At 42.6% G+C, this 16,173-nt stretch carries 12 protein-coding genes; 9 read left to right on the top strand and 3 right to left on the bottom strand.

Going from position 1 to position 16,173, the window contains the following annotated elements:
* Positions 1-321 precede the first annotated feature (321 nt).
* Positions 322-1,974 carry a glucose-6-phosphate isomerase gene (gene pgi, locus OQJ75_RS20380; RefSeq protein WP_265974685.1) on the top strand — a complete coding sequence of 551 codons (1,653 nt, stop codon included), beginning with the start codon at positions 322-324 and terminating at the stop codon, positions 1,972-1,974.
* Positions 1,975-2,132: 158 nt separating this feature from the next.
* On the opposite strand, the gene OQJ75_RS20385 is transcribed toward pgi, so the two are convergent.
* The 3 genes from OQJ75_RS20385 to OQJ75_RS20395 all read right to left on the bottom strand — a co-directional run bounded on the left by OQJ75_RS20385 (position 2,133) and on the right by OQJ75_RS20395 (position 6,764).
* The gene (locus tag OQJ75_RS20385; protein ID WP_009847897.1) at positions 2,133-2,594 is read right to left on the bottom strand and encodes a chemotaxis protein CheX; all 462 of its coding nucleotides are present in this window, start codon (positions 2,592-2,594) and stop codon (positions 2,133-2,135) included.
* Between the two features lie 17 nt (positions 2,595-2,611).
* A complete protein-coding gene (zur, locus tag OQJ75_RS20390) occupies positions 2,612-3,070 on the bottom strand; it encodes a zinc uptake transcriptional repressor Zur (RefSeq protein ID WP_010434215.1) in 459 nt (152 codons plus the stop codon).
* A gap of 352 nt (positions 3,071-3,422) precedes the next feature.
* Positions 3,423-6,764 carry a putative Ig domain-containing protein gene (locus OQJ75_RS20395; protein ID WP_265974684.1) on the bottom strand — a complete coding sequence of 1,114 codons (3,342 nt, stop codon included), beginning with the start codon at positions 6,762-6,764 and terminating at the stop codon, positions 3,423-3,425.
* A 360-nt stretch (positions 6,765-7,124) separates the two neighbouring features.
* On the opposite strand from OQJ75_RS20395, the gene OQJ75_RS20400 reads away from it, so the two are divergent.
* From OQJ75_RS20400 to OQJ75_RS20435, 8 genes are all read left to right on the top strand, one after another.
* The gene (locus OQJ75_RS20400; RefSeq protein ID WP_265974683.1) at positions 7,125-8,024 is read left to right on the top strand and encodes a LysR family transcriptional regulator; all 900 of its coding nucleotides are present in this window, start codon (positions 7,125-7,127) and stop codon (positions 8,022-8,024) included.
* A 266-nt stretch (positions 8,025-8,290) separates the two neighbouring features.
* The gene (gene dusA, locus OQJ75_RS20405) at positions 8,291-9,271 is read left to right on the top strand and encodes a tRNA dihydrouridine(20/20a) synthase DusA (protein ID WP_265974682.1); all 981 of its coding nucleotides are present in this window, start codon (positions 8,291-8,293) and stop codon (positions 9,269-9,271) included.
* A 235-nt stretch (positions 9,272-9,506) separates the two neighbouring features.
* Positions 9,507-9,728: an envelope stress response protein PspG gene (gene pspG, locus OQJ75_RS20410; protein WP_017108630.1), complete on the top strand. Its 222-nt coding sequence runs from the start codon at positions 9,507-9,509 to the stop codon at positions 9,726-9,728.
* 135 nt (positions 9,729-9,863) lie between these two features.
* Complete coding sequence (locus tag OQJ75_RS20415; RefSeq protein ID WP_265974681.1) at positions 9,864-10,532, top strand: TIGR04219 family outer membrane beta-barrel protein; 669 nt, start codon at positions 9,864-9,866, stop codon at positions 10,530-10,532.
* A 471-nt stretch (positions 10,533-11,003) separates the two neighbouring features.
* Positions 11,004-11,234 carry a hypothetical protein gene (locus OQJ75_RS20420; RefSeq protein WP_004735813.1) on the top strand — a complete coding sequence of 77 codons (231 nt, stop codon included), beginning with the start codon at positions 11,004-11,006 and terminating at the stop codon, positions 11,232-11,234.
* A 123-nt stretch (positions 11,235-11,357) separates the two neighbouring features.
* Positions 11,358-13,223, top strand: a complete 1,866-nt coding sequence (locus tag OQJ75_RS20425; RefSeq protein ID WP_265974679.1) for an assimilatory sulfite reductase (NADPH) flavoprotein subunit — start codon at positions 11,358-11,360, stop codon at positions 13,221-13,223.
* Complete coding sequence (gene cysI, locus OQJ75_RS20430) at positions 13,223-14,950, top strand: assimilatory sulfite reductase (NADPH) hemoprotein subunit (protein ID WP_265974678.1); 1,728 nt, start codon at positions 13,223-13,225, stop codon at positions 14,948-14,950. The genes OQJ75_RS20425 and cysI overlap by 1 nt, the downstream gene beginning before the upstream one ends.
* On the top strand, positions 14,943-15,719 hold the full coding sequence (locus tag OQJ75_RS20435; protein WP_017073463.1) for a phosphoadenylyl-sulfate reductase: 777 nt from the start codon (positions 14,943-14,945) through the stop codon (positions 15,717-15,719). Before cysI ends, OQJ75_RS20435 begins: the two co-directional genes overlap by 8 nt.
* The last annotated feature ends 454 nt before the right edge of the window (positions 15,720-16,173 follow it).

Genomic DNA, 16,173 nt, shown 5'->3' on the forward strand with positions numbered 1-16,173 from the left:
ATCCTTTATAATGTGTTTGGAAAAAAAGTGGTTTAACGCTATCTTTTGAACTTGAATTTATCAGCTATCGCTCACATTTAATTATGTTAGAGCCTGAGTCAGCATCGATCTCTCTATCAGGAAATCGAATCCTGATTTATCTCAAGGTGGCGCTCTTCATATACGGCATAATACGTCGTGAAAAAAAATTACAAAGAATCTTTCAGTGGTGATGCGGTCTGGTCATCATAGAAAAATATAAACTTTCGCCTAATCGGGGGTTCTATTCATCACTTAGGTGACGTCTAGAATAAAACCTACAGTAATATCGGGATAGATACCATGTTGAAAAATATCAACCCAACGCAAACACAAGCGTGGAAAGCTCTAACTGCACATTTTGAGTCTGCTCAAGATATGGATATGAAAGAACTATTTGCTCAAGATGCAAAGCGTTTCGAGAGCTTTTCTACTCGTTTCGGTTCGGACATCTTAGTGGATTACTCTAAGAACCTTATCGACGCTGAAACGATGCAGCACCTATTTGCTCTTGCAAATGAGACTGAAGTTAAGTCTGCAATTGAAGCTATGTTTAGCGGTGATGCAATCAACAAGACTGAAGGTCGTTCAGTACTTCACACTGCTCTACGTAACCGTAGCGATAAGCCAGTAATGGTTGATGGCAAAGACGTAATGCCAGCAGTTAATGCAGTACTAGCAAAAATGGAACTGTTCACACACCGTATCGTTTCTGGTGAGTGGAAAGGTTACACAGGTAAAGAGATCACTGATGTTGTCAACATCGGTATCGGCGGTTCAGACCTTGGTCCATACATGGTGACTGAAGCACTAACGCCATACAAAACGCGTCTAAACATGCACTTTGTTTCGAACGTAGATGGTACTCACATTGTTGAGACACTTAAGCCTCTGAATCCAGAAACAACGTTATTCTTAGTGGCATCTAAAACATTTACCACTCAAGAAACAATGACGAACGCGCACTCTGCACGTGATTGGTTCTTGGCTGAAGCAGGTGACAACGCGCACGTTGCTAAACACTTCGCTGCACTATCAACTAACGCAACTGCGGTCGCTGAGTTTGGTATTGATACTGACAACATGTTCGAATTCTGGGACTGGGTTGGTGGTCGTTACTCACTATGGTCTGCGATTGGTCTGTCTATCTCTCTTTCTATCGGCTTCGATAACTTCGTTGAGCTATTAGATGGTGCTCATGAGATGGATAACCACTTTGCTTCAACTGAATTTGAAAGCAACATTCCTGTTATCCTTGCGCTTATCGGCGTTTGGTACAATAACTTCCACGGCGCTGAGTCAGAAGCGATTCTACCTTACGATCAATATATGCACCGTTTCGCTGCATACTTCCAGCAAGGCAACATGGAATCGAACGGTAAGTTTGTAGACCGTGAAGGCAACCCAGTAGAATACCAAACTGGTCCTATCATCTGGGGTGAACCAGGTACAAACGGTCAGCACGCTTTCTACCAACTGATTCACCAAGGCACTAAGCTGATCCCATCTGACTTTATTGCTCCTGCTATCAGTCACAACCCAGCATCTGATCACCACCAGAAGTTGATGTCTAACTTCTTTGCTCAAACTGAGGCGCTTGCTTTCGGTAAGACAAAAGAGACAGTAGAAGCTGAATTCCTAGCGGCGGGCAAAACAGCAGAAGAAGCAGCTGAACTTGCGCCTTTCAAAGTGTTTGAAGGTAACCGTCCAACGAACTCAATTCTTGTTAAGCAAATCACTCCTCGCTCTTTAGGTAACCTAATCGCGATGTACGAGCACAAGATTTTCGTTCAAGGCGTAATCTGGAACATCTTCAGCTTCGACCAATGGGGTGTAGAGCTTGGTAAGCAACTAGCAAACCAAATTCTTCCAGAGCTTGCTGACGATGCTCAAGTAACCTCTCACGACAGCTCAACAAACGGTCTAATCAATGCATTTAAAGCGCTTAAAGCTTAATTGAGTTGATAGCCTGAAAAGAAGCGCCAACCTTCGGGTTGGCGTTTTTGTATCTGTAGAGCAAGCAATGGTTAAATCGCAGGTAATAAAAAAGGCTGACGTATCTGTCAGCCTCTTAAATACAGTGTTAGCCTTCTAAATATTTACAGTGGCTACTTCTATTCGAAACAGATCTCGATGAAGGCATTACCCCATTGAGATGAGAAAGGCATGATGATGATTGCTCCTTCACATTTGTGACGGATAGTATGTCCTTTGCCTGAAACGACGATTGGCGTGGCCATATCGAAGTCAAAGCCGCTTTCTGCAAGAATACGTTTTGCACCGCCAGTCACCATGTTGGTGATTTCACCGACCATATCAGTGACTTCTTCGTTCAAGCCGTTTGGTCGTTCACCTAGCATGTTTTCCATGATTTCAAGAGCGAGACCTTCATCGAAGGTGATCGACATTGAACCACGAGATTGTGTACCCACCATGCCAATTAGGCCGGATACATCACCACGAGCGATCTCATCTTTCTTAACTCTTGGTTTTTGTGGCTTTAATTCTAGAGAAGCCATCGTTTTTAATACGTTCATCAAAGAAGCTAAAAACGGGTTTACAAATTCAGCGCGCATAATGTTCTTCTATAATCTTATTCTTTCATATCGGAGGAGCAAGTCTGGCAAATGCCATGCGATTCAATGACTTGATTTGTCAATTGAAAACCGTGCTTCTCAGCGTTACTAGCGAGTAGAGTAACAAGCGCATCGTCTTGCAGTTCTACCACTGTGCCACATTTATCGCAGATCAGTAGTTGAGAGAAATGTTTATGGGCATTGCAAGAACAGCAGCATATAAAGCTATTGGTTGACTCAACTCGGTGAATGAAACCTTGTTCCAGCAAGAAATCCAAAGCGCGATAAACTGTAGGTGGCTTGGCTTGCGGTTCACTGACTTTCAATTGCTCTAATAATTCATAAGCACTGGAGGCTTTTTTATTAGAGAAAATGAGCTCAAACACTCGCTTTCTCTGAGGCGTTAATCTAACTCCTCGCGATGCGCATATCCCTTCAACTTGCTCTATTAATGTGTGGTCCAAATTTTTCACCATTCAATCGGACATCCCTAATCAAACCTTGTTTCTAGGTTACTACGTTTTGGGAGCCAATGATTTCTATTAAAGTCAGGTACAGAGCGTATTGTGACCCACGACTTTGAATAAGACAAGGTAACTCAAAATGACAGTGTGACTCAAGGCATAACTGATTAATGAGGCTGAATTAGAGGTCTGGTGAATAGGTTTATAAAAAAGTGTGAGGCAAAGTTCATATCGTGTGATGTATGTTGGTGTGCAATGTGTTTTTTCACTCGGATTTTAGATTATCGAGACAAATGTACCGTGTGATATAAAAAAGGCCCAATAAATGTTGGGCCTTACATAAAATAGCGTTAGTAAAAAATAGTTAATTTACTGGGGTGCTATCCCAGCGGGTATTGTATTTTACAGATTCTTGGTAACGGCTATCCGTCTTGCCAATAAAGCTATAAACACTATTTGGAGTTAACGTCAGGTAATGAGGAAAGGTAATTGAAGCATTACCCATAGCATCATTGAAACACTGGTTGCTCCCCCAACCCCACCAATAACTAGCTTCGGCACCGTCGCTTAACCAAAAGTTCTCAAAGTTATCTTCAAGCACTTCACAGGTAACAGCATCACCATTCATTGCGTTTTCAAACTTAATGATGGCTCTAGAGTCAGTCAAACTGATACTAACCTGACCGAGCTGAGACTCGTATTCTTGTTCTGTCGGTAAGTAAAAATCAAAAGTGTTTTCAGTTTGATTATTTGAGCTTGATTGAGCATTTAGGCGCTCTTCTACCGCACTTTTATCTGTAAAGTGAGCTTTGCGAGAGCCATGAGCAATAACTGATAGAGCGCCCGATGAGAGGTCACTGGCATCTCCAATTACGGTATAAATTGTTGAGTAAGTGTCAGCTTGAACAACCATTACTGAGTTATCTTCATCAATGGTATATTTACCTACCTCAATCAAGTCAGCATCTGTGGGGCAAGTGGTATTGTTCGATGGATTACGTTTATTCCAGTAGTAAATGCCATCTTCAAATTTGACTGCATCACACCATACAACGCTATGCTCTAAAGATTCCCCATCACCAGTAGATGACCCAGATTCTGTCATATAGAACGTTTTGCCGTCCAGTAAGTTTGGGTCAAGGAGCTCTGGTAATGTTGGCGTAGGCTTAGGTTGTGTTGAGCTTGGGTCCCAAATCGCATTGATACTACGCAATAATGATTCATCGGGTGATTCGAGAACAATATCTACCTTTTCTCCGTCTTCATCTCCATGCTGAGCAACAAGAATTCGTAATTCACCATCATTAAATTGGCGCATATATTGTTGTTCGTAGTCGGCAAAGTTCATTCCTTTGTAAGTCAATAGCTCTTTACCATCATCTGACGTTGAAATTTCCCAAGTACCAGTCCAAATCATTGGCAATAAATCATCATCATAGGCTTCTAACTCACGAGCAGTAAAGATTCCTGACTTTGTCACGTCTGCAGCATAAATATTCTGTTGATTAACTGTGAAGTTTGCACTGCGTAAGCGTAGTGCTACATCAGAGTCGTTTTCCCAATCAATGCTTTGATAAACGGTGTTATCCATCGCAGGGACAGGTAGCATCGCGCTGAATGGCAAATCTTGTGTGGAGTCTAACCAATACAAACCACCTCCAAGTTCATAAACAATTTGGTAGTCCCCATTGTTTTCTGATGTATAAACAGGTGTGTAGGTATCTCCGTCACCAAGTAATGTGCCATCCGACTGGATTTCAATAGGCCAGCAATGCTCGCTATTTGGATCGATAACAAGTGTTTTATTTTCAGGCAACTCTAGTTCAGCAAGTTCTTCAGGAGTCTTAATATCCTTGCTTTTCTCCCAGCAGAAGTAGTGCTGATCTTGGTCTTTCATCAGCGAAGCCCAACCCATCTCTAGGTCATGCTCATCTTCACCAATCTCACCCATGCGCCACTCACCGCCAATAAAATGCTTCTCTTCAAAGCGAGGGGTTGGAGCGGGTACTACTGGGTCTGTAGGTTCAGAGGAATCCTCTTCTGCCACCGGTACATCAAATTCGGCCAAAACTAGGTCATGCACACCATCATCAGCAGAAATATCGAGATCAGCATTACCTTGAGTCGTAGGAGTGCCTATTAGTGAAAGAGTTGTCCCGTTAATTGTTGTATTAACACCTTCGATAGTGTTTTGCGCTGTCAGGGTTAATGCATCATCATCACTAAACAGTTGGTCGAGACTAATATTGCTATTCACAGCTTTACCAACCTGCAAATTAAGTTCTGTTAGCTCATCTGCTATGCGCTGTTGCTCTTTTTTGTTTAACTCAGGAATAGTATTTAGCGCTTGCGCAACATTTAGATTCAGCTCTGTGCTAACTGAAGGGTGGTAACCATCATTCGCAGTAACGTTGAATGTAAATGTACCTTCTTGTTCTGGTGTTCCAATAATATGCAGCTCAGCGCTTTCGTTATCAGCGTTGATACTCAAACCATTCCCCGTGAGGTCTGTTACGTCGTAAGTCAGTTCGTCGTTGTCTGCATCGATAAACAAGTCGTTAATCGATACACGTTCATCAACACTTTGGGTTGCTGTTAGATTTAAAGCATCAAGGTCGGACTGTACGGTATTGTGCTCATTCAAGATTGGCGCAGCATTTGGTGTTGTTGCTGATACATTTAGCACTAATGGGTAAGAACGAGATGCTTCATCAGATGCATAGATCAACACATCGTATACACCAGCTTGAGTGGGAGTAACCGTTAAAGTTGTACCACCGTTCGTAATATCAGCGCCTGCTTCTGCTTGTGCGTCAACGGTATACACTAAGGAGTCGCCATCAGCATCAATGAAAAGTGCACTTAATTCATAGTTGCGTGATTGACCAAGTTCGAAGGTGACTGGTTGAATGTTGGTGTCTTCAGCTTGGGTAGGGCGATGGTTAGTCTCAATACCTTCATAGCCGTTCTCACCAGTATGAACGATCGGAGAATAATCATCACTTAGCTCCTGGGTCTCATCGGCAATAATGTCTGACGTTTCTTGTGAAATATCTGAAACAACATTTAGCTGCTCTTCAACGTCAAGCACGTCGTCATTGTCAACTAACGTTTCACCAACAACGTTGACCGCTTTAGCTTTTTCTGCTTCTTCACCTTCACCTTCAGCCACTGCAACGTAATCGCCAAAGATATCTTCAGAGGTATAAACCACATCATCATTAGTATTGAAAGATTCAACAACAGCTTGTTCTGCTTCTTCTTGAGTCATTTCGACGCCATTTTCTTCGGCATGCTCAATTTGTTCAACAACGAGGTTAGTCATTGGACTGACAACCACAGGTTCGTTAGCACTTTCTGGTACTGAAGGAGCCGCAAGGGTAAATTCATCAACAACAACGCCGCGGGTCATATCAATCGTTTCATTTGCAATGGCTTTAATGCACACTTTTTGATCGACAATGTCATCAGTAAGATCGAGTGTCAGTTGACCACTTTGATTGGTTCTACCTACAAACGAGTCACAGTTGTCTCCAATATAAACTTCGGCATTATTTAGGTAGCCATCAATGGCTGTGATTGTGAACTGTGGTGTTGGTGTTGGTGTTGGTGTTGGTGTTGGTGTTGGAGAAGAGTTTGAGTCATCGCTCCCACAACCTGTTAACGCCATTGAAACTGCCGCTGCCAGCAAGCTGATTTTTTTCATTACTCGTACGTCCTTCGTAGGTGAGCCTTTAGTGTTTGGTTTATCAGGATTTAAATGAAATATAACCATTTAATAAGATCGCGAAGTCTACGTTTTTGAGGGTGAAATTTGGCACTATCAAATATAAATAACTTTATATCTATCTGGAGGGAATTCAGCCTGTGAATTTTGGAATATAGCTTTTGGTTGATGCAGTCGAGGAGGGAGCAATAAGACACAGATTGTTAATTGACTAACTAAATCAGCGTGGTGTAACGAGTTGAAAGTGAATGAAGTCAACTTTCTGAAGGGGCATTACTGATACAATTAAATATAAAAATATTTATATTAATAATCCATATGAATTTTAATGAGTACTATTTGCTGGCTGTTTTTGCCGCGGTAGTGGAAGAGAGACAATATACCAATGCGGCGAAGCGGTTAGGGATAACTCAGCCATCGGTGAGCCAAAGCATTTCAAAGCTGCGAGATATCTATAACGATCCACTTTTCATTAGGGAAAAGTTAGGCGTTAGACCGACAGCTTTTGCGTTAGAAATTTACCCAGATATTGCTGATGCAATTTTAAAGTTAGATGCACTATCTGCGACGAGGACTCGATTTGATCCTAGTTTGAGTAAGCGTGTATTTAAAATATCAACCATTAGTCTATTTGAGCACACTTTAATCCCCGAGATGTTTAAGGAAATTGAAGATGAGGCGCCGAATGTGACGATTTTAGTTGATAATCACAGTACAAAAGAAACCAAAGACATGCTGAGACAAGGTACTATTGATCTCTCAATAGAAGGGTCTTCTGATACTGAATCATCAATACTTTCCCACATGATTTATGATGATGAGTTAGTTATCGTCTGTCGGGAAAATCATCCTGCATTTTCTGAAAGTACGATCAGTAAGAGTGAGTTTCTAGAACATCAACACGTTACACTTTCTAGTTTCTCCGGTAATCATAGTTTCTTCGAGAGTTTATTACCCTCGAGCGTCCAACTGCTGCAAAAGCGAAAAGTGAAAAGGCAAGTTGCGAGTTATTGGGGGTTACTATCTTCTGTTCAAAGTAGCAATAACCTGGCTATTTTTACTCGTAAAATGGTGGAAAAAAACTCGGACGTATTTAATTTAAAAATTTTGGATAACAATTTTTTAGAGCAGAAAGTTGAGGCTTGTGTGTATTGGTCAAAAGCTAGGAACCTTGACCCATCTATTATTTGGTTGACGGAAAAGGTTAAGGCTGCCGCTATTAATGCCTTATCTTGTTAGTTGGTGGTACTGCGATTGTGCCAGTGATATTCGTGTAGATAGAAATTATCGAGACTATTTAGGAACTCATGATTTGGTAATTAGACCTAGGATGAAAGGGAACGTGCCAAGCCTGCTTATGATTGAAGCAATGCTGGTAGGGCTGTATAATCCCCCGCCTTATGTTGATCAGAGGGTGATCACTCATTCTCTCAACACTAAGAACAGCTAACACGTAAAGCGGTGTGCTATGAGCTATATCGTTGAATTTCTAAGAGGTATCAAGTATGCATCCATCATCCCGCTTATCCGTTGCTCCAATGCTCGATTGGACTGACCGCCACTGTCGTTACTTTCACCGTTTGCTTTCTCAGCAGACTCTTCTGTACACGGAAATGGTAACAACGGGCGCGATCTTACATGGTAAGGGCGACTTCCTAGAATATAACGAGCAAGAACATCCTCTTGCACTTCAACTCGGTGGTTCAAACCCGGTTGATTTAGCTGCTTGTGCCAAGCTTGCTGGTGAACGTGGTTATGATGAAGTAAACCTTAACGTAGGTTGTCCTTCAGACCGAGTTCAGAATGGTCGCTTTGGTGCTTGCCTAATGGCTGAGCCTGAGCTGGTGGCAGATTGTGTGTCGGCGATGAGAGAAGTCACAGATATTCCAATTACCGTGAAAACGCGTATTGGTATCGACGACCAAGATTCTTATGAGTTCTTAACTAAGTTTGTTTCGACGGTTTCTGAAAAAGGCGGCTGTGAGCAATTTACTATTCATGCTCGTAAAGCATGGTTGAGTGGCCTTAGCCCGAAAGAGAACCGAGAGATTCCACCGCTAGATTACGATCGCGCATACCAAATCAAGAAAGATTTCTCTGATCTTGTGATTGCCGTGAATGGTGGCGTTACTACTCTTGAGCAGACTAAAGAGCACTTGCAACACCTTGATGGTGTGATGATCGGCCGTGAGGCTTACCATAGCCCGTTTATCTTGGCTGAAGTCGATCAGCAGATCTTTGGTTTAGACACGCCAATCAAGAAGCGCTCACAAGTGGTTGAAGAAATGTACCCGTACATTGAACGTGAGCTTTCAAATGGTGCAAGCTTAGGGCACATCTCTCGTCATATGCTTGGTTTGTTCCAAAGCATGCCGGGCGCAAGACAATGGCGTCGTTACATCAGTGAAAACGCACATAAAAAAGGTGCGGGTATCGAAGTGATGCAGACAGCATTGGCTAAGATCCCTAAAGAGCTAAACGTATAACCTCCCACGAGGTGGAAAGTTCGAGCTTAAAAGCCTAAGCTTAAAAACTTAAGGTTAAATTCGCCATCAGAGGCTAAATTTACCATTGATAGTTTCTTAAAAAGCCACGCATTAATATATGTGGCTTTTTATTTGCCTGATAAGTAAGGGTTTTATTGATTTTATTAACTTGGTATGGAAGCTGCAATGTTAGAAAGTAGGAAAGATAGGTCATTAACTCATTAGGGAGACCATTATGTTTGAATTAATCTTTGTTCTTATTTTCGTTGCCACTCTACTTGTCACTGGTATTACGTTTATGACGGTATTGGCTGCAACCGGAGTCGCGTTAGCTGTCATGTTGGTCTTAGGGATGATGGGGGTTGTGTTTAAGTTGCTGCCTTGGCTAATTGTGATTGCATTGGGTATCTGGTTTTTCAAAAACTTTGTACACAGTTCTAACCAAAGACGTTACTAAGGTCATGGTGTCGTCAAATCTTTGATCGTCAGCGGTTTATCGTTTGAGAATTTAAGATGTGTGATAGAATTTTCCCCAATAATCTATGAATGTGCATACAATTAGCACAACGATATGGAATTGGAGCTATCTCAAATGAATAAAATGCCATTAATTGCTTTAGTGGGAATGCTATCTTTAAGCTCGGCAGTGTCTGCTGAAGAAGAGTTTTCTTACACGGCTAAAGTCGGTGCCGATATGTGGTGGGGAAGTACAAAGCTAAACGAAGTTAGACAAGATGATGATTCTAACTCACCTTCGTTGTATTTCGCATTTGAGCATAATGCCCCGATGCTACCAAACGCTAGCTTTCGCTATACTTCTGTCGATGCGGATTCATTGGCCTTCGATAAGTACGATTACACCTTCTATTACACGTTGTTAGATCACAAGCTGATGAACTTCGATGCGGGTGTGACGTTTACTCAGTATTCAAATTCGAATTACATCGAACCGAAAACAGGTGGCGCTCAAACAAGCTTTGATGAATTTACTTGGAGCTTTTACGGTAACGCAGAGATCAACGTTCCTGACACTAACTTCGATATCATCGGTACGATGGAGTTCGGTGATAGCAGTGGTATTAAGAGCACTGATTTGATGGCGGGTGTCCAGTACCGAATTCCAGTATCAGAATCTGAAATTGCCCTGCGTGGTGGTTACCGTGTGATCGACCTTGATTCGGAAGAGTTATTCTCTTCAGAGGTTGGCAAAGAGTTTGTCATGGTTGATGGCTGGTTTGCTGGCGCTGAAGTGCGCTTCTAGGCCATATAAAGCAAATTTAGAACGAATTTTGAGAGCGCCACTTTATTAAGTGGCGTTTTTTTATATCTATTGGTTATATCCAAGTGGCTTCAAGATGCTGGATTCAGAGCGTTGTCATTGAGCCCCTAATTACCGAAAGTAAGTAAGGAAAACGACGCAGCGTAATAGCTGGCTCTTTCCAAGTTGTTTGACGCAGCAATCGGTTCAATGACACGCTCCCAAAGGGCGAGTTGCCTTGGCTTGTATACTTTGTTGTCGATTCTTGATTTAGGCCCACTAGACCTTTAAATCGTCGCCGCGTCTACAAACCAAGTCATTCTCGCTGAACCAAGCATCTTGAGGTTACTTGGGTATATATCTTTCTGGAATTAGTTAGCACATTCATCACTTTCGACCATCCTTTATACAGAGAGCTAATTAGCGTCTATTCTTATAAGGTCTATGTTGTGAGGTCAAAGCAAGGGATGGAATATGACACTCAATGAATTACGAAATTTATATAGAGAAAATCTGTTAGTTGAAGCGATCATAGAGCCCTCAATTCAAGAAGGGTCTTGGGTTGTGGAGTTTCGCCATATGGGAGGTGGCTTTGTTCTGCTTACTGATGTTCATGGTGAAGAGTGCCATTACGCGGATTTAGACTTAGCATCTAAATCGGCAATGGCGGTTGGCTTTCAGCAAGTGCGTATTGAAAACCAGTAAGTCAATTTAGGTTTCAATCGGTTTTTACTTCCAAAAAGTTATAAAACATACTTTTCTATTCTTTCTTGTTATTAAAAGGAGTGGTTAATCTATCGTCACGCAATGATTAGGGATGTCGTGACCATGTCTTTAAATAAGAAAGAGTCTTCACAAAATAATAATGCACAGCCTGGGGCTAATGAGTTACCTGGGCTAGCAGCACCACTTAATGACCAACAATTGGGTCATCTTCAACACACTGTTTCTGAGTTATCTTCACAACAACTGGCATGGGTCAGTGGTTACCTTTGGGGAGTTAGCCAAGCTCAGCCTGTCGGTGCAGCTGCGCCAATCGCTCAAGCGGCTGCTGCAGTAGCGGCTAAACCAGCGGGTAAGCTCAGCATTATCTTCGCATCTCAAACAGGTAATGCTAAAGGTGTCGCTGAATCGCTTGAGGCAGAAGCTAAAGCCTTAGGTATTGCTGTCGAGCTTTTCGATGCAAGTGATTATAAAGGTAAGAACCTAGCCAAAGAGACACACGTCATTTTTGTGGCTTCAACCAATGGTGAGGGCGAAGCCCCTGATAACGCTATTGAGTTGCATGAATTCCTACAATCGAAGAAAGCGCCAAAATTATCAAACCTACAATACGGTGTGATTGGTTTAGGTGACTCAAGCTATGAGTTCTTCTGCCAAACGGCTAAAGACTTCGATAGCTTCCTCGCTAAGCTTGGTGCTAAATCGTTTGTCGACCGTCTTGATTGTGATGTTGATTACGAAGAATCAGCAACGGAATGGCGCGCTAAAGCATTAGAGCAAGTAAAAGAGACGCTATCGACAGGCACTGAAGCCGATGTGGTTCAATTACCAGTCGGTCAAGCGGCTGCCGGTCATTCGCAATACACCAAACAAAACCCATACACCGCGACACTATTGACGAGCCAAAAGATCACCGGCCGTGATTCGGGCAAAGATGTTCGTCATATCGAGATTGATCTTGATGAGTCGGGTATTACTTACCAACCGGGTGATGCGCTAGGCGTATGGTTTGAAAACAGTTCAGAACTCGCTAATCAGATCCTTTCTAAGGTTGGGTTATCTGGTATCGAAAGTGTTGATGTCGATGGTGACAACTTATCTGTCCACAGCGCACTCGTTAGTAAATTCGAGATTACATCTTCAAACCCTCAACTTGTGTCTAAGTTTGCTGAGCTATCGGGCAGCAAGAAGTTGATCAAGCTGGTGGAAGATAAAGACAAGCTTCGTGAATATGCGGGTAACACTCAAATTGTCGATGTGCTAGCAGAGAAGAAAACCAAGCTATCAGCTGATGAGCTAATCGGTCTTCTACGTAAGTTAACTCCACGTCTCTACTCTATTGCATCAAGCCAAGCTGAAGTGGATGAAGAAGTTCACTTGACGGTTGGTTTGGTTGAATACCAAAAAGGCGATGAATCTCGTTTAGGCGGAGCTTCTAGCTTCTTAGCTCAACGTCTTGAAGAAGGCGGTGAAGTGAAGGTGTTTGTTGAGAACAACAATAACTTCAAATTACCACAAGACGACAATACACCAATCATCATGGTCGGCCCGGGTACCGGTATCGCACCGTTCCGCAGTTTTGTTCAAGAGCGTGAAAACAATGATGCTGAAGGCAAAAGCTGGTTGTTCTTCGGTGACCGTACCTTCACTCAAGATTTCTTATATCAAGTTGAATGGCAGAAGTACCTTAAGTCTGGTGCGCTAACCAAGCTTGATGTTGCCTTTAGTCGTGACCAAAAAGAAAAGGTTTATGTTCAAGATCGCTTAATCGAACAAGCAGCTCAGGTTTGGCAATGGCTTCAAGAGGGCGCGTACCTTTATGTATGTGGCGATGCGACTCGAATGGCGAAAGATGTTCATGAAGCGTTAGTTACAATTGCAGAAAAACATGGCAATCAGAGCCGCGAGCAAGCTGAACAATATATTAATGATTTACGTAAAGCGAAACGTTACCAAAGGGATGTGTACTAATGAGCAAGCAAGTAATAGAGCAAGAAGTGCTAGGTCAAGTACTGGGACCTTTGGCTGACAACGAGCGTTTGAAGCGTGAAAGTAAAAATCTTCGCGGTACGATTGAACAAGATCTCCAAGATAGAATTACGGGTGGTTTTACTGCTGATAACTTTCAGTTGATTCGTTTCCACGGTATGTATCAACAAGACGACCGTGATATTCGTAATGAACGTACCAAGCAAAAGCTAGAACCTTTACATAACGTCATGCTGCGTGCGCGTATGCCTGGCGGGATCATCACTCCTAAGCAATGGTTAGCGATTGATAAATTCGCAGATGAAAGCACCTCTTATGGTTCTATCCGTCTAACGACACGTCAAACCTTTCAGTTCCACGGCGTGTTGAAGCCGAACATTAAGTTAATGCACCAAACACTCAACAGTATTGGTATTGATTCCATTGCGACGGCGGGTGACGTAAACCGAAATGTTTTGTGTACGACAAACCCGGTTGAGTCCGAGCTCCATCAAGAAGCCTACGAGTGGGCGAAAAAGATCAGTGAACATCTATTACCTAAGACTCGTGCTTATGCCGAAATCTGGTTAGATGGTGAAAAGCTAGCAACAACGGATGAAGAACCTATCCTAGGTAGCAACTACCTACCGCGTAAGTTCAAGACGACGGTTGTAATTCCTCCGCAAAATGACGTAGATGTTCATGCTAACGATCTTAACTTCATCGCGATTGCTAAAGACGGAAAGCTGGTGGGCTTTAACGTATTAGTGGGGGGCGGTCTTGCAATGACACACGGCGATACTTCTACTTATGCACGTAAAGCTGACGATTTCGGTTTTGTGCCATTAGAGAAAACGTTAGATGTAGCGGCGGCGGTGGTAACGACTCAGCGTGATTGGGGTAACCGTTCGAACCGTAAGAATGCTAAAACCAAGTACACACTAGACCGTGTTGGTATTGATGTATTCAAAGCAGAAGTAGAAAAACGTGCAGGCGTTGAGTTTTCTGAAAGCCGTCCTTATGAGTTTACTGGCCGTGGCGATCGTATCGGTTGGGCGGAAGGTATTGATGGTAAGCACCACTTAGCGTTATTCATCGAAAATGGTCGTTTACTTGATTTCCCGGGTAAAGCTCTGAAAACAGGTGTTGCTGAAATAGCGAAGATCCACAAAGGTGACTTCCGTATGACAGCGAACCAAAACCTCATTGTTGCTGGTGTACCTAAGAGCCAAAAGACAAAAATTGAAAAGCTGGCACGTCAATACGGTCTGATGGATGATGCCGTTTCCGAGCAGCGTAAAAACTCAATGGCTTGTGTGGCATTCCCAACATGTCCTTTAGCAATGGCAGAAGCTGAGCGTTTTCTTCCTGAGTTTGTAACGGATGTTGAAGACATTCTGAAGAAACATGGATTACCAGAAGAAGATAACATCATCCTTCGTATCACGGGTTGTCCAAACGGTTGTGGTCGTGCAATGTTGGCTGAACTGGGGTTAGTCGGTAAGGCGCCGGGGCGTTACAACATGCACTTAGGTGGCAACAAAGCCGGAACTCGTATCCCGAAGATGTATAAAGAGAACATCACTTCAGCTCAGATCTTAGAAGAGATTGATTCGCTGGTGGGACGTTGGGCTACGGAACGTAACGACAGTGAAGGGTTCGGTGATTTTACAATCCGAGCTGGCATCATCGAAGAGGTGATAATTTCAAAGAGGGATCTGCATGCATAATTCTGTCGCTTCAAAACTGAAGTTAGCAGAGCTACTCGCGTTGACTAAGACGGAGCAAATACTTCGTCTTGGACAAATCAATGCTGAGTTAGAGCAGCTAACCGCATTAGAAAGAGTTAAGTGGGCACTAGAACATTTAGAAGGGACACATGTTGTGTCTTCTAGTTTCGGAATCCAAGCGGCGTTGATGCTGCACTTAGTGACTCAAGCAAAACCAGATATTCCGGTTATTCTTACGGACACTGGGTATCTATTCCCGGAAACGTATCAATTTATCGATGAGTTAAGTCAGAAGTTGACTTTAAACCTTCAAGTTTTTCGTTCTCAGCAGAGCCCTAATTGGCAAGAAGCGCAATATGGCAAACTTTGGGAGCAAGGTATAGAAGGGATAGAGAAGTACAACAAGCTTAATAAAGTTGAACCGATGAGAAGAGCGCTGGATGAACTCGAGGCTGGCACTTGGTTTTCTGGGTTGAGAAGAGAGCAATCTCAATCGCGTGCAAACTTGCCTATCTTATCTATCCAAAATGGTGTGTTTAAGTTCTTGCCAGTAATTGATTGGACAAATAAAGATGTTCATTATTACTTAGAAGAGCATGGTCTCAGTTACCACCCACTTCGCGAACAGGGGTACCTTTCTGTTGGAGATACTCATACGACTAAGAAATGGGAACCGGGTATGACTGAAGAAGAAACCCGTTTTAATGGTCTAAAACGAGAATGTGGTCTCCATGAAGACGATGGAGAGCAATATGGCTCTGGGATTTAGACTCATTGCCATTTAAAAAGCTGCCTCAAGGCAGCTTTTTTAGTTTCTAGGATGAAAATTAGAGCAATTGTGGATAAGTCTGTGGTTATTCTGTAAGTACTTTGTAGTTAAACTTGCATAAATAAGGCTTTGAGTGTTTATTCGTCATCTAACCGTTGTTTTTACATTTTTCGGTAATAAACACTTGCCAATGTGAGGAACATCTCTATAATGCCGCCTCACTGACACGGTAGACGCCACAAGGCTTCAGCGAAGAATGTTAGTAAGGCAACTAGCTTTAAGCGATTATTCGCTTCTACTTTTTAAAAGTAGAAATTAATTTTCAAAAGTGTTTGACACTGAGAATTAAAACGCTAGAATGGCCGCCTCTTCCGAAGTGATGTAAGTCACAACGAAGATAAGCTCTTTAACAATTTAAACCTATCAATCTGTGTGGGCACTCGTTGATGAATAT

The sequence above is a fragment of the Vibrio sp. 14G-20 genome, from assembly GCF_026241515.1.
GTDB lineage: Bacteria > Pseudomonadota > Gammaproteobacteria > Enterobacterales > Vibrionaceae > Vibrio.

Excerpts from the sequence above, each read along its gene's own strand:
- pspG (WP_017108630.1), top strand. The coding sequence starts at position 9,507 with ATGTTTGAATTAATCTTTGTTCTTATTTTCGTTGCCACTCTACTTGTC.
- cysI (WP_265974678.1), top strand. The coding sequence starts at position 13,223 with ATGAGCAAGCAAGTAATAGAGCAAGAAGTGCTAGGTCAAGTACTGGGA.
- OQJ75_RS20415 (WP_265974681.1), top strand. The coding sequence starts at position 9,864 with ATGAATAAAATGCCATTAATTGCTTTAGTGGGAATGCTATCTTTAAGC.
- OQJ75_RS20425 (WP_265974679.1), top strand. The coding sequence starts at position 11,358 with ATGTCTTTAAATAAGAAAGAGTCTTCACAAAATAATAATGCACAGCCT.
- dusA (WP_265974682.1), top strand. The coding sequence starts at position 8,291 with ATGCATCCATCATCCCGCTTATCCGTTGCTCCAATGCTCGATTGGACT.
- OQJ75_RS20435 (WP_017073463.1), top strand. The coding sequence starts at position 14,943 with ATGCATAATTCTGTCGCTTCAAAACTGAAGTTAGCAGAGCTACTCGCG.
- OQJ75_RS20395 (WP_265974684.1), bottom strand. The coding sequence starts at position 6,764 with ATGAAAAAAATCAGCTTGCTGGCAGCGGCAGTTTCAATGGCGTTAACA.
- OQJ75_RS20420 (WP_004735813.1), top strand. The coding sequence starts at position 11,004 with ATGACACTCAATGAATTACGAAATTTATATAGAGAAAATCTGTTAGTT.
- zur (WP_010434215.1), bottom strand. The coding sequence starts at position 3,070 with ATGGTGAAAAATTTGGACCACACATTAATAGAGCAAGTTGAAGGGATA.
- pgi (WP_265974685.1), top strand. The coding sequence starts at position 322 with ATGTTGAAAAATATCAACCCAACGCAAACACAAGCGTGGAAAGCTCTA.
- OQJ75_RS20385 (WP_009847897.1), bottom strand. The coding sequence starts at position 2,594 with ATGCGCGCTGAATTTGTAAACCCGTTTTTAGCTTCTTTGATGAACGTA.